At 53.6% G+C, this 13,889-nt stretch carries 12 protein-coding genes; 1 reads left to right on the top strand and 11 read right to left on the bottom strand.

The window, feature by feature from the left end:
* Positions 1-34 precede the first annotated feature (34 nt).
* From tolB to mngA, 11 genes are all read right to left on the bottom strand, one after another.
* Positions 35-1,327, bottom strand: coding sequence for a Tol-Pal system beta propeller repeat protein TolB (gene tolB, locus F153LOC_RS14505; protein WP_102105251.1), 1,293 nt, complete (start codon positions 1,325-1,327; stop codon positions 35-37).
* A 129-nt stretch (positions 1,328-1,456) separates the two neighbouring features.
* Positions 1,457-2,728 carry a cell envelope integrity protein TolA gene (tolA, locus tag F153LOC_RS14500; RefSeq protein WP_102105252.1) on the bottom strand — a complete coding sequence of 424 codons (1,272 nt, stop codon included), beginning with the start codon at positions 2,726-2,728 and terminating at the stop codon, positions 1,457-1,459.
* A gap of 28 nt (positions 2,729-2,756) precedes the next feature.
* Positions 2,757-3,185 carry a colicin uptake protein TolR gene (gene tolR / locus F153LOC_RS14495; protein WP_100777166.1) on the bottom strand — a complete coding sequence of 143 codons (429 nt, stop codon included), beginning with the start codon at positions 3,183-3,185 and terminating at the stop codon, positions 2,757-2,759.
* A gap of 3 nt (positions 3,186-3,188) precedes the next feature.
* The gene (tolQ, locus tag F153LOC_RS14490) at positions 3,189-3,881 is read right to left on the bottom strand and encodes a Tol-Pal system protein TolQ (protein WP_100777167.1); all 693 of its coding nucleotides are present in this window, start codon (positions 3,879-3,881) and stop codon (positions 3,189-3,191) included.
* Entirely contained in the window at positions 3,878-4,282 is a 405-nt protein-coding gene (gene ybgC, locus F153LOC_RS14485; protein WP_032617092.1) for a tol-pal system-associated acyl-CoA thioesterase, read from the bottom strand. Before ybgC ends, tolQ begins: the two co-directional genes overlap by 4 nt.
* Before the next feature lie 148 nt (positions 4,283-4,430).
* Positions 4,431-4,721, bottom strand: coding sequence for a cyd operon protein YbgE (gene ybgE, locus F153LOC_RS14480; RefSeq protein WP_100780748.1), 291 nt, complete (start codon positions 4,719-4,721; stop codon positions 4,431-4,433).
* Positions 4,722-4,723: 2 nt separating this feature from the next.
* A complete protein-coding gene (gene cydX, locus F153LOC_RS14475) occupies positions 4,724-4,837 on the bottom strand; it encodes a cytochrome bd-I oxidase subunit CydX (RefSeq protein ID WP_095281280.1) in 114 nt (37 codons plus the stop codon).
* A 14-nt stretch (positions 4,838-4,851) separates the two neighbouring features.
* On the bottom strand, positions 4,852-5,991 hold the full coding sequence (cydB, locus tag F153LOC_RS14470; protein WP_102105253.1) for a cytochrome d ubiquinol oxidase subunit II: 1,140 nt from the start codon (positions 5,989-5,991) through the stop codon (positions 4,852-4,854).
* A gap of 15 nt (positions 5,992-6,006) precedes the next feature.
* Positions 6,007-7,575, bottom strand: coding sequence for a cytochrome ubiquinol oxidase subunit I (gene cydA / locus F153LOC_RS14465; protein ID WP_100777169.1), 1,569 nt, complete (start codon positions 7,573-7,575; stop codon positions 6,007-6,009).
* Between the two features lie 681 nt (positions 7,576-8,256).
* Positions 8,257-10,890 (bottom strand): mannosylglycerate hydrolase, encoded by a 2,634-nt coding sequence (gene mngB / locus F153LOC_RS14460; protein ID WP_102105254.1) that lies wholly within the window; start codon positions 10,888-10,890, stop codon positions 8,257-8,259.
* Positions 10,891-10,907: 17 nt separating this feature from the next.
* Entirely contained in the window at positions 10,908-12,824 is a 1,917-nt protein-coding gene (gene mngA, locus F153LOC_RS14455) for a PTS 2-O-a-mannosyl-D-glycerate transporter subunit IIABC (protein WP_102105255.1), read from the bottom strand.
* 182 nt (positions 12,825-13,006) lie between these two features.
* Here mngA and F153LOC_RS14450 point away from each other — a divergent pair, with 182 nt between their 5' ends.
* Entirely contained in the window at positions 13,007-13,723 is a 717-nt protein-coding gene (locus tag F153LOC_RS14450; protein WP_102105256.1) for a GntR family transcriptional regulator, read from the top strand.
* The last annotated feature ends 166 nt before the right edge of the window (positions 13,724-13,889 follow it).

Below are 13,889 nucleotides of genomic sequence, written 5' to 3'. Positions count from 1 at the left end.
TCTATGATTCCTTTAGTAATCAATTAATTATTATTTACAGATACGGCGACCAGGCAGGTGATTTTACCTGTCCATCAGTTGCCGGAATACGCGCTTTGAAACGCCCATCTGTAGAAACCAGATTCAGCACAGATCCCATCCCCTGAGAAGAGCTGTAGATTACCATCGTGCCGTTAGGTGCCAGACTCGGCGTTTCATCCAGGAACGTTGACGACAGAACTTGCACGCCACCCGTTACCAGATCTTGTTTGGCAATGTGCTGCTGGCCACCAGCAGAGCTGACCATTACCATAAATTTACCGTCACTGCTTACATCAGAATCCTGGTTCTGTGAACCTTCCCAGGTGATGCGCTGCGGTGCACCGCCATTTACATTGACTTTGTACACCTGAGGACGACCGGCCTGGTCAGATGTGAACGCCAGGTTCTGGCTGTCCGGGAACCAGGTAGGTTCAGTGTTGTTGCTGCGACCATCCGTGACCTGGCGAATCTGGCCGGAGCCGATATCCATCACGTAAAGGTTCAGGCTGCCTGTTTTAGACAGAGCAAATGCCAGTTTAGTCCCATCAGGTGAGAACGCTGGCGCACCGTTGTGACGCGGGAACGAAGCAACCTGACGCACAGCGCCGTTGGACAGAGTCTGAATCACCAGCGCAGAGCGACCGCTTTCGAAGGTCACGTAAGCGAGTTTAGAACCGTCCGGAGACCAGGCCGGAGACATCAGCGGCTGTGGTGAACGGTGCACGGTGAACTGGTTGTAGCCGTCGTAGTCAGAGACGCGCAGTTCATACGGGAACTGGCCGCCGTTGGTCTGAACCACATAGGCGATACGGGTACGGAAGGCACCTTTAATACCGGTCAGCTTCTCGAACACTTCATCACTCGCAGTGTGACCCGCGTAGCGAAGCCACTGCTTGTTCACTTTATACGAGTTCTGCGCCAGAACAGTACCTGGAGCGCCGCCAGTATCAACCAGCTGGTAAGCCACTGTGTAGCCACCGTCCGGATTCGGAGTCACTTGACCCACTACCACGGCATCAATACCGAGCGCAGACCAGGCTGCCGGTTGAACTTCCTGAGCGGTACCCGGCTGCTGTGGCAGGCGAGAACGATCTAAGGGATTGAATTTGCCGCTGTTACGCAAGTCAGCCGCCACAATGCCGCCAACGTCTTCAGGGGCAGCGCCAGGGCCGGCCCACTGGAACGGAACAACGCCAATTGGACGCGCAGAGTCCACCCCTTGGGTGATCTCGATGCGTACCTCTGCGTGCAGCACGGCTGCCCACAGCATAAAGAAACTTACTGCTACACGTAATGCCTGCTTCATTATATCTCCCTTATCTGGGTAACGTTACCCACGATAATTTAGCAGAATGTTAACAAACTCAAATAGACAAAACTACCCATCCCCAGCATCAAACCTTAGCCTGTATTTCCCACTTTGAGCGGGAAAACATCACAGTTTGAAGTCCAGTTTGGCATCTTTTACCTTCTCATAAACAGCCTGTGAAGGCGGTTTAGGAATTTTGGCCGTTTTGGCAGCCGTCAAAGCAGCCTGACATAACGCTGGATCGCCCCCTTCTTGGGTTACGTCCAGTAGCAGTCCATCTGGCGCAAGCTTGATATGCAAGACGCAAGATTTACCGGCGTACAGATCAGCGCCATATAAACGGCTCTGAATAGCAGTACGGATTTGCGAGGCGTAAGCACTGATGTCCGCACCCGATGCACCGCCATTCGCCCCACTCGTTCCGCTGTCTTTAGCTGGCTGGCCGTTTCCTTTCGCCCCACCGCCCGATTTCGGCGCATTCTTACCTGAACTCAGGTCACCGAAAAGGTCGTCAACATCAGATGCCGACGCTTTCTCTGCTGCCGCTTTTTTGGCTGCGGCGGCTTTGGCGGCTGCTGCTTTATCGGCAGCGGCTTTCTTATCTGCAGCAGCTTTTTCAGCGGCAGCGGCTTTTTTGTCGGCCGCAGCCTTCTCAGCAGCGGCGGCTTTTTCAGCAGCGGCCTTCTCTGCTGCAGCCGCTTTCTTCGCAGCATCGGCAGCGGCTTTCTTCTCCGCTTCCTGGGCTGCTTTCTTCGCGGCTTCCGCTTCTGCTTTCTTCTGTGCGTCGGCAGCAGCTTTCTTCGCGGCTTCTGCTTCCGCTTTTTTCTGTGCGTCGGCGGCAGCTTTCTTCGCGGCTTCCGCTTCTGCGACTTTTTGAGCATCAGCAGCGGCTTTCTTCGCTGCGTCAGCAGCTTGTTTTGCCTGAGCGTCTGCTTTTGCTTTGGCATCCGCAGCGGATTTAGCTGCCGCTTCTTCTGCCTGCTTTTGCTGCTCTTGTGCTTTCTGGGCCGCAGCTTCAGCCTGCTTCTGCTGTTCTGCCTGCTCCTTCGCCGCTTCTTGCGCCTGCAAACGTTCTTTCTCGAGCTGCTTCAGACGTTCCTGCTCCGCGGCCTGCTTTTCACGCAGCTCCTCGGCTTGCTGTTGCGCCTGTTTATCACGCTGCTCTTCTGCCCGTTTTGCACTCGCCTGCTGCTGTTGCTGACGATTATAGTTTTGCACTACCGCGCCTGGGTCCACCATGACGGCGTCGATGGAAGAGCCTCCACCGCCGCCGGCTGACGCGTCAATATGCTCATCGAACGAACTCCAGATCAGCGCTGCAAAGAGAATCACATGCAGCACCGCGGAGATAATAATCGCTCGCTTAAGCTTGTCGTTTTGTTCGGTTGCCTTTGACACTATCGGTTCCCAAAAACTGTGCAGAGGATTAAATCGGTTGCGTCATCAAGCCTACCGACTTAACACCCGCGCTATGTAGCAAGTTCAGCGCTTTAATTATTTCATCGTAAGGCACATCTTTGGCGCCACCGATTAAGAAGACCGTTTTCGGATTCGACGTCAGGCGACGCTGCGCTTCAGCAATAACCTGCTCAGGCGGCAGCTGATCCATGCGATCTTTCTCTACCACAACGCTATATTGCCCCACGCCGGAAACCTCAATGATAACCGGAGGTTCATCATTGCTGCTTACCGCCTGTGATTCTGTCGCATCCGGCAGATCAACTTCCACGCTCTGGGTGATGATTGGCGCTGTCGCCATAAAGATCAGCAGCAGCACCAACAATACGTCCAGCAACGGTACAATATTGATTTCGGACTTAAGTTCGCGACGATTTCGTCCACGCGCTCTGGCCATGGTTTACCCCTTGTTACTCTCGGTGCTGGTAAACGCCTGACGGTGCAGAATCGCAGTGAACTCTTCCATGAAGTTGTCGTAGTTCAGTTCCAGTTTGTTCACTCGCTGGTTCAGTCGGTTATACGCCATAACTGCCGGAATTGCGGCAAACAGACCGATTGCGGTCGCGATCAGTGCTTCTGCGATGCCCGGTGCAACCATTTGCAGCGTAGCCTGTTTAACCGCACCCAGTGCGATGAAGGCATGCATGATCCCCCACACGGTACCAAACAGACCGATATACGGGCTGATGGAACCCACCGTGCCAAGGAACGGGATGTGTGTTTCAAGTGATTCCAGCTCACGGTTCATCGAGATGCGCATGGCACGCGATGCCCCTTCAACGACCGCTTCAGGCGCATGATTATTTGCGCGATGGAGGCGAGCGAACTCTTTGAAACCGCTATAGAAAATTTGTTCGGAGCCTGAAAGGTTATCACGGCGCCCCTGGCTTTCCTGATACAAACGAGAAAGCTCAATACCAGACCAGAATTTATCTTCAAAGGCTTCGGCTTCACGGCCAGCAGCGTTAAGAATACGGGTTCTCTGGATAATGATTGCCCAGGATGCGATTGAAAAACCAATCAAAATCAACATGATAAGTTTAACCAGAAGGCTAGCCTTCAGGAACAAATCAAGGATATTCATGTCAGTCACTGCTTAAACTCCGCGACAATAGACTTAGGAAGCGCACGAGGCTTCATGATGAGTGGATCAACACAAACAATCAGGACTTCTGCTTCGTTCAGTACTGTGTTCTCTGCGTTGACGATCCGCTGCGTGAAAACCAGTGAGGTCCCGCGCATTGATGTTATTTCCGTTTGGACTTCGAGCATATCGTCGAGTCTGGCGGGTGCAAAATACTCCAGCGTCATCTTGCGTACCACGAAGGCAACTCGCTCAGCCAACAAAACCTGCTGACTGAAGTGATGATGGCGCAGCATCTCAGTGCGTGCCCGTTCATAAAAAGCAACGTAGCTGGCGTGGTAGACCACACCCCCGGCATCGGTATCTTCGTAGTAGACCCTAACCGGCCATCGAAACAGCGTTGTATTCACTTTACATCCTGGTAATGCAACAAAAGTTAGAGCTTTTAAACTTCGCTACTATACGCGCGGGAATGATGGTTTGGAATGGGGGAAAGTAAACGGAGAGTAAATTTTTATGGGCTCGAGTAAGCCCATAAGATTAACGGACAGTTCTTATTCAGCTAAAGAAAAAAACAAGTCCGGCGAGAAGCACAATATCAGCGACCAGCGGGCAGAAAATGCCTTGCCAGTGAACGGCTTTCGGGCGAAAGCCCACACCGTGAATGACGCCCGCGCAAACTGCCCACATGATCAAGAAACCATGCCAGATTTCCAGTTCGCTCGTCTTCGCCGCAAAGCGCGACGGGTCCCAGAAGATACAGCCTGCGAGCAGTAATGCCATCACTAAGGAAAGCGCCCGTAACGGGCGCTTGTCCATTACCGCATATAGCTTTGCGATAACATTCATCATCAGTGCTTTTCTTCACCGGTTTTGGTCGCTTCGATATGCTCAAGCGCCAGCGCGGTAATGACACCAAATGCACAGGCAAGAAGCGTCCCCAAAATCCATGCGAAATACCACATATTCAGCTCCTTACTTAGTACAGGGAATGAGTGTTGCTTTCGATGTCTTCTTTCGTGATACGACCGAACATTTTCCAGTAACACCAGGTGGTGTAGAGCAGGATAATCGGTACGAACACGCAAGCAACATACGTCATCAGGTTAAGCGTCAACTGGCTTGACGTCGCATCCCACATGGTCAGGCTCGCATTCATCATGGTGCTGGATGGCATCACGAACGGGAACATTGCAATGCCCGCAGTCAGGATGATGCACGCCAGTGTCAGTGAAGAGAACACGAATGCCCAAGCGCCTTTCTCAAGACGAGAGGTAAGGACCGTCAGCAGCGGCAGCAACACACCCAGAGCCGGGATAGCCCACAGCGCAGGAGTGTTGTTAAAGTTCACCAGCCATGCCCCTGCCTGACGCGCGACTTCTTTGGTCAGCGGGTTAGACGGCGCAGCATGGTTGATAGCAGACGTCACCACATAACCATCAATACCGTATACGACCCAAACACCTGCCAGCGCGAAGCAGACCAGTGTCACCAGCGCCGCAACCTGAGCGGTGGCACGGGAACGCAGATGCAGTTCACCCACCGTACGCATCTGCAGATACGTGGCACCCTGAGTAATGATCATCGCCACACTCACCACGCCCGCCAGCAGGCCAAACGGGTTCAGCAGCTGGAAGAAGTTACCGGTGTAGTACAGACGCATATACTCATCAAGGTGGAACGGAACGCCCTGCAACAGGTTGCCGAACGCCACGCCAATCACCAGCGGTGGCACGAAGCTACCGATGAAGATGCCCCAGTCCCACATGTTACGCCAGCGGGTATCTTCGATCTTCGAGCGGTAGTCAAAGCCGACCGGACGGAAGAACAAGGATGCCAGCACCAGAATCATCGCCACATAGAAGCCGGAGAACGCAGCCGCGTAGACCATCGGCCAGGCGGCAAACAGTGCGCCGCCCGCGGTGATCAGCCACACCTGGTTACCATCCCAGTGCGGGGCGATGGAGTTGATCATGATTCGACGCTCGGTGTCATTACGACCGAGGAAACGGGTGAGCATGCCCACCCCCATGTCGAAACCGTCCGTGACCGCAAAACCAATCAGTAAGATACCGACCAGCAGCCACCAGATAAAACGCAATACTTCATAATCGATCATTTGACGACTCCTGTCTTAGCGTGCCGGCTGAGTAGCCACGTTGGACTGCTCGTAGTGATAGCGACCGGTTTTCAGGCTGCTCGGGCCAAGGCGTGCGAACTTGAACATCAGGAACAGTTCGGCCACCAGGAACAGGGTGTACAGACCACAAATCAGCAGCATGGAGAAAATCAGGTCCCCCGCAGTCAGGGATGAGTTAGCCACTGCCGTTGGCAGCACCTCACCTATCGCCCATGGCTGACGGCCATACTCCGCAACAAACCAGCCGGACTCGATAGCAATCCATGGCAATGGAATACCGTACATCGCGGTACGCAGCAGCCATTTTTTCTGGCCGATACGGTTACGAATCACAGACCAGAAGGAGGCCGCGATAATCAGAAGCATCAGGATGCCGCAACCGACCATGATACGGAACGCGAAGTACAGCGGCGCAACGCGTGGAATGGAGTCTTTGGTTGCCAGCTGAATCTGTGCTTCAGTCGCATCAGACACATTCGGGGTATAACGCTTCAGCAGCAGGCCGTAACCCAGGTCTTTCTTCACGTCATTGAACTGATCGCGAACAGCCTGATCGGTAGAGCCTGAACGCAGCTGCTCCAGCAGCCCGTACGCTTTCATACCGTTACGGATACGCTCTTCGTGCTGCACCATCAGATCTTTCAGGCCCGTCACCTGCTTATCAACAGAACGGGTGGCGATGATGCCGAGGGCGTAAGGAATTTGAATAGCAAAACGGTTTTCCTGCGCATCCTGGTCAGGAATACCAAACAGGGTAAACGCCGCCGGAGCTGGCTGAGTTTCCCATTCGGCTTCGATAGCCGCCAGTTTGGTTTTCTGTACGTCACCCATTTCGTAACCGGATTCATCACCCAGCACGATAACAGACAGGATTGCCGCCATACCGAAGCTTGCCGCGATGGCAAAGGAGCGCTTGGCGAAAGCGAAGTCACGACCGCGCAGCATATAGTAGGAGCTGATGCCGAGTACGAACATCGCGCCGCAGACATAACCCGAGGCCACAGTGTGAACGAATTTCACCTGAGCAACCGGGTTCAGGACCAGCTCGGCAAAGCTGACCATCTCCATACGCATGGTTTCAAAGTTGAAATCAGACGCGATAGGGTTCTGCATCCAGCCGTTAGCGACCAGGATCCACAGTGCGGACAGGTTGGAGCCTAAGGCCACCAGCCAGGTCACTGCCATGTGCTGAACTTTACCCAGACGGTCCCAACCGAAGAAGAACAGACCTACAAAGGTGGATTCGAGGAAGAAGGCCATCAGACCTTCAATGGCCAGCGGCGCACCGAAGATATCCCCAACATAGTGAGAATAGTAAGACCAGTTAGTCCCGAACTGGAACTCCATGGTCAGGCCGGTCGCCACGCCCAGTGCAAAGTTGATACCAAACAACTTGCCCCAGAACTTGGTCATATCTTTATAAATCTGTTTGCCGGAAAGGACGTAGACCGTCTCCATGATGGCCAGCAGGAACGCCATACCGAGCGTCAGTGGCACAAAAAGGAAGTGGTACATCGCGGTCAAGGCAAACTGTAAGCGCGACAGTTCGACTATATCTAACATCATGACTCCTTGCTCATCGCATGAAGACTCCGAGAGTGAATCCCTGAGAAGGGTTCACACACATGCCCCAATACAAAGTTATCTGTTCCCTTCGTCGTGACTTATTTTCTTCACTAGAGGAAAAAGTCATGATGAAAGGTTACAAATACGTTAAGAAAAAACTCTAATTGATCCCGCGAATATAATACGCTGCAAAGCCCTTACAATAAACAGGTTTTTATTGAAGGAGATTTACGTTTTACGACGGTGATCAATATATAGCGAATTTACACATTTTCAGCCAGTTTGATCGCCGACAATTTAGCGCCTTTTGAGGTGTTTTTCCAAGCATTAAACATTGATTTAAATCAAAAACGCGACTTTATGTTAATGGTGTTTAAATGCAGTAGCCATAGTAAAATCAATGTTAATGATATGTAGATTTAAGCAAGGTGATGGTTATCAAATACAGAGATGAAAATAAATTGAAGTGATTTTTTTTAACGCTGTTTGCCGTCTGGTCATTTTCACTGACAAACACTTAAGGATAGCTGCTTTAACGTGACTTTCCATCGCGATGTTTTCAGTCGAAGCGGAAACATCTATTTTACTTTTATTAATCTTTAAATTAACACCACGGCGTGACTATTTAGAAACCGAAAAGGTCACAAAAATGTGACCTTTGATTCGTTCGCCGGGTTTTTAGGCAAGTTTGATGCTAAAGGTTCTGGACTGGCAGGGCCGCAGGGTTTCAGCCGTCCCGTTGACGACCCTATCGCCCTTATGAATCTCTTCATCCATTCCCGTTTCAGCACAGCGGCTGATCTCACCGCTGAAGCTGAACGAGGTATCACAACAAACCGATTCGGAAGGATTGAACACCCGCAGGATAATCTCATCGCGATCTTCGGCTTTTTTCAGCGCCCCCACCAGGCAGCCAACGGGAGACATGGTCAATAAGCTGTAGGTCGCAGGAGTGACGACGCTGGCTTTGTTGAGCTTCATCGCATCCCATGGGATTTTGTTATAGCACTGGATCGGCGTCAGCCAGGCCCTGGCCTGCTGGGCAACGCCCGCATTGAGAGGCGTTCCGCAAAAGTTAAACAGGCTGAAACGGCACTGCAGCGCTCCCCTCACCTGCGAATCTGGCACCGGCATTTTTATCCCAGAGGGTCGGCCTGGGCGTAATAACAGATCCTCTTTTCCGAGTAACCCAACGCCACGCAGCAGCGTCAGAGCAAAGGTTTTCTTCTCCTCACCGACAATTTCAAACTCGCGTAATCCTTCGGTGAACAACGCCATACCGTGGCGCCCCTCCTGTAACACCGCATAATTCAGTAAGTTCCACACCGGCACCGGTGCCTCTTTCCAGCCCTCTTCCTGCCAGCGGTCCATCGCTTCATCACGCACAGGGCGGACGACCGAGCCAAACTGGGTGTCTGCCAGCACCTCCGCCGTGTTGAAGGGAGTCGGAATGAGCACCCGCACCCGGTGATCGTCAGCCTGATTATCCAGGCGGACCTCAACGTCGATACGACGGCTGTGATGGCTGAGCGTGACCTCAATTTCAATGCCCAGGTGGCCGTCTCGCCGGCGGGCAGAGCGCGCAGCCAGATTGACCGGGATAGCCATGCGGCTTCGGATCACCGCCCTGCTCTGCCAGGCGTCGTGAAACACCTCGACGGTATGCTGCGCCTCACGTGATGTCAGCCGCCACTCTTCCCGCGAAGGCGAATAGTCGTATTCGTCCCCGTCATCGGAACTCTCTTCGATCTCCAGCACGCGGTCATAAATAAGGCCGGAGTCTTTATCCATCAGGCGCAGCGTGCCGTCATCATTCAGGTCAATCTGCCAGAAAGCATTTTCCAGCAGCGCCGCCGTCGCCTCATGGCCCGGCAATACTTTTCCTGCGACGTGCGGTTCGATATAGAGGGTGCGATAGCCCATCGAAGGCAAAATCTGGCTCAACTGGATATCAAACTCCATAAACGGCTCGTAGTTGCCATAATGCACAATCTGCCGATCAATAAGGCCCGGATCGATCTCCCGTCGGGCGCGGATAAAGTAGGGAATTTCATTTCCTTTATCGTCCAGCAGTCGGAACGCGCTCGCGCGCAGGCGCACGGTAGTATTGACCACCTCTTCGCGCGGCCACGGCATCAGATTAAACAGCACCAGTTTGTCTTCATCCGTTTGCGGCATGTTGTCGACGATCTTACGCAGAGTAAAACGAATCAGATTGTCGGCCATATCCTCCGCCAGCTCGAAACGGGATGCGATCTCACGGTGCACTTTATCGCTACAGCAGCAGCCGATGCTGTCGTGGGCGTGATTCTTTAAAATCTCCTTCCACATTTTCTCCAGCAGCCCATGGTGATACTCAAAGCCCAGCGTCCAGGCCAACGTAGAGAGCGGCTCCAGAATATTGACGATTTTGTTCTCAATGCGGGCGTGGGCCATTTTGATATCCATACGCGTAGAGCCGATGGTCCGGTGAACGCGCATATATTTCCCGTCGATAAACTCGCCGTTGAGCGTTGCCAGCGCATCACGATGAGCGTCGATATGCGCAAACACCTCTTCGAAGCGGCTCATGACAAACTCCCGCTGGGGATAGATCTCCCGCAGCGTCTTCATCACCGTAAAAATGTTTTGCTGCAGCGGCATCTGGTCGTGTCCGTTCGGCAACAAAATCTCTTTCGTGAGCGAGGCGTTTTCCAGCACGTCGAAATAACTGTCCAGCCGTTTACGCAGCCCGGCTTCGTCCTCCGGTAAGTACTTACCAATCGCGTAGCCCAGCGGCAGCACCTGTGTTGTCACTTCGCTGCCGTCTTTGCTCTGCCACAAAAACTCCGTTTTGTCGGTGCCATGACGTTCAGAACAGCCGCGCCAGAACATCGCGCGTTGGATGCCAAACCCGTTGTAGATGTGCGGAAGCTGACCCGACATGCCGAAGGAATCCGGCAAATAACCAATTTTCATCGGCTCGCCGAAGGCCAGGCAATCACGCATTCCGTACAACAGGTTGCGCACAATAGATTCGCCCGAAACAATCGTGGTGTCCGTCTGGGTGTACCACGGCCCGATAATCAGCTTTCCGGCTTCCACCAGCGCTTTGACGCGTGCTTTGCTCTCCGGCTTTATCGCGAAATAATCTTCCAGAATCGCCGTCTGCCCGTCGAGAACGTAGTATTTGTACTCCTCATCCTGCTCAAGGCGCGCGAGGATCTCTTGCATATTATTGACCAGCAAAATGCGTGACTCTTCGGTGGTGAAGTACCACTCACGGTCCCAGTGCATGTGCGGCGTGATGTGAACGCGAGATACAGCTTTCATCTTCGTTTCCTGTCCAGTTAAGGCATGATGCTATTGGGAATGTATTTGCCGTTTTTTACCGCCTGACGCCGCCAAAGGAGCAGCACGCTGGTCGATATGGCGGTCCCCACCAGCGCGGCGCCAAACCAGCCCGCTGCGGCCGCAACGCCGCTCAGTCCGGCGGGATGCAGTAAAAAGAGGGAGAAAATTCCGGCCCCTGGAGTGGAAAGCCCCATTCCCATCGCGCCGACTATCGCGCCTGTCACCAGGGAGCCGAGCACAAACGAGCCAATCACCCGCAGCGGATCCTCAATTGCCATCGGAATCGCCCCTTCGGTGATCCCTGCCAGCCCCAGCAGCCAGGTCGATTTTCCGGTTTCGATTTCAAAAGGTTTAAACAGCCGCGGGGAGATGAGCGTTGAGGCCGTCACGGTAAATGCTGAAACCATTTTGACCGACGCAAAAATAGCGTATGGGCCGTACACCCCATTCGCCATCGCGCCCAGGCAAAAGGCGTAGGCCGCTTTATTCACTGGACCGCCCAGATCGAACGAGCACATAAATCCGAGGATTGCGCCAAGCAACAGCGCGTTTGCGCCAGACAGTCCGTTCAGCCAGGCAGTCAGGGCGTTATTGATCCACGCCACCGGCTCACCGATCACAAACAGCATCAGGCTGCCCGCGCCGAGCGTGCCTATCACCGGATAGAGGTAATAGACCAGGAAACCGTTATAGCGATTGCTCAGGCGAACGTGATTTTTCACCCAGCGCATCAGATAGCCCGCGATCAGGCCCCCGGCGATAGCGCCCAAAAACCCGGAGCCAATCATGTTGGCGGCAAGTCCCGCCGCGAAACCGGGGGCCAGCGCGGGTTTATCTGCCAGCGAATACGCGGTATAGGCTGCGAGCACCGGCACCATCAAAACGCCCAGCATCCCGCCGCCCAGTTTGCGATACATCCACAGCCATGAATTCTCCTGATCGAAGAGGTGCTGCAAACCGAGCATTTGCGCCAGTAATACCGACACTGCCAGCACCGTGCCCCCTGCAACGATCAAGGGCACGGCAAACGAAATCCCGCTCAGCAGGGCCTGCTTCAGCTCCGTTTTCAGGCTTTTTCGCCCGTCGGCGTCGGATTGATGCTGCCGTTGAACCTCAGAAGTTTTCAGGGCCAGCGCCTGAGTGATCAGCGCTTCGGCGTGGCGCAGCGGCTCGGTCACAGGGACCGACAGTGCAGGAATGCCGTTAAAACGTTCATGATCTTTAATCGCCACGTCGGCGGCAAAAATGCAGGCCTTCGCCTCCTTGAGCTGCTGGGGCGTTAAGCGCCCTTCAATGCCGTTCGCCCCCTGTTTTTCGACAATCACATTGACGCCAAGCTTGCGCCCGGCCTTCTCAAGGTATTCCGCCGCCATATACGTGTGGGCGATCCCCGCCGGGCAAGCCGTGACGCAAACAATCGTCGGTGCATCTGACAGCAGCGCCACGGTTTGCTCTTCGGGTGCTTCGTCCAGCGCGGCCAGCAGGGCGTCGGGCGTATCAGCCGCCATCACACGCGCCCGCAATACATCATCGGCCAGACGCGAGGTCAGCGCCGTCAGCACTTTCATGTGCGTGGTCCCTGCTTCGGCAGGCGGGATCGCCAGCAGGAAAATCAGCTCGACGTTTTCAGGCCCATCGACCCCCTCCCACTCAAGCGGATTGCGCAGCGTCGCGACCGCAAAAGCCGCTTCGTTCACCGCCGCGCTTTTACCGTGCGGAACCGCCAGCCCCTCACCCAGCGCGGTTGGTCCCTGCGCTTCGCGCTGTAAAACATCAGCCAGAAAACGCTCCGGATCGGCTATTTTTCCCAGATCGTGTAGCCGCTGTGCCAGCTGGCGGATCGCATCGTCACGATCGGTAAATCGCGCATGCAGAAAGATCGCCTGGGGATGGGTCAGAGTCGTCAGGTTCATCAGATCCTCACAGAATTGTCGTTTTAATGTACGGCAGATTCTGGCACACCAGATAATACCTTTATGTGATCATTTTCACTTAACCGCTAAATTTGTATTAATATTGTATTATTTACAATCCGAATACTCAGGGCATAATTCAAAAGAATGGTATTAGCTGAACAATACAAAAATGGACGTTTATGAGTCAGAAACCGATGTACCGCCAGATCGCCGACACCCTGCGCGAACAGATCAGCAGCGGCGAACTGAAGCCGGGTGACGCGCTCCCCACCGAATCAGCGCTTCAGGCGATGTTCAGCGTCAGCCGCGTGACGATCAGGCAAGCCTTAAAGCGGCTGACGGAAGAGCAGATTATCGAAAGTATTCAGGGCAGCGGCTCTTACGTAAAAGAGGAGCGGGTGAATTACGACATCTATCAGCTTACCGGTTTTTACGAAAAACTGGCGGACCGCAACGTCGACACCCACAGCGATGTGAAAGTGTTTGAGGTTATAAAAGCCGATGCAAGGCTTGCCGAAAAGTTACAGCTCGCCCCGGATGACAAGGTCTGGCACGTTAAACGCGTGCGCTTTATCAAGCAAAAACCGGTCAATCTGGAAGAGACCTGGATGCCGCTGGCGCTGTTTGCCGACCTCACCTGGGAGGTGATGGAAAACTCGAAATATCACTATATTGAGCAGATCAAAAAGATGGTTATCGATCGCAGCGAGCAGGAGCTGTTGCCGGTCATGCCTTCAGAAGAGGCGATCGCCGCCCTGTCGCTCGATCCGGCAAAACCGATCCTCGAAAAAGTCTCTCGCGGGTTTTTGAAAGACGGCAGAGTGTTTGAGTTCAGCCGTAACGTATTCAATAGCGACGACTACAACTTCACGCTGGTGGCGAAACGCCGACACTGAAAACCTGGCCGGTAAACGGTTTAACGAGAAATAAATGGCGTAAAAAACCACCTGCATAGCAGGTGGCATTGATAACGCCCCATAGGGGCGTACTAAGTCCAGACTCTGAGAGCCTTCCCTTCACACCTCTTTTAGTGGAAGCTGGCTCTCTTCAACTTCATGCTTT

Source organism: Lelliottia sp. F153 (assembly GCF_002870005.1).
Taxonomy (GTDB): domain Bacteria; phylum Pseudomonadota; class Gammaproteobacteria; order Enterobacterales; family Enterobacteriaceae; genus Enterobacter; species Enterobacter nimipressuralis.
Note: the sequence above shows the minus strand (reverse complement) of the source record. Positions and strands in the feature narration are given on the sequence as shown.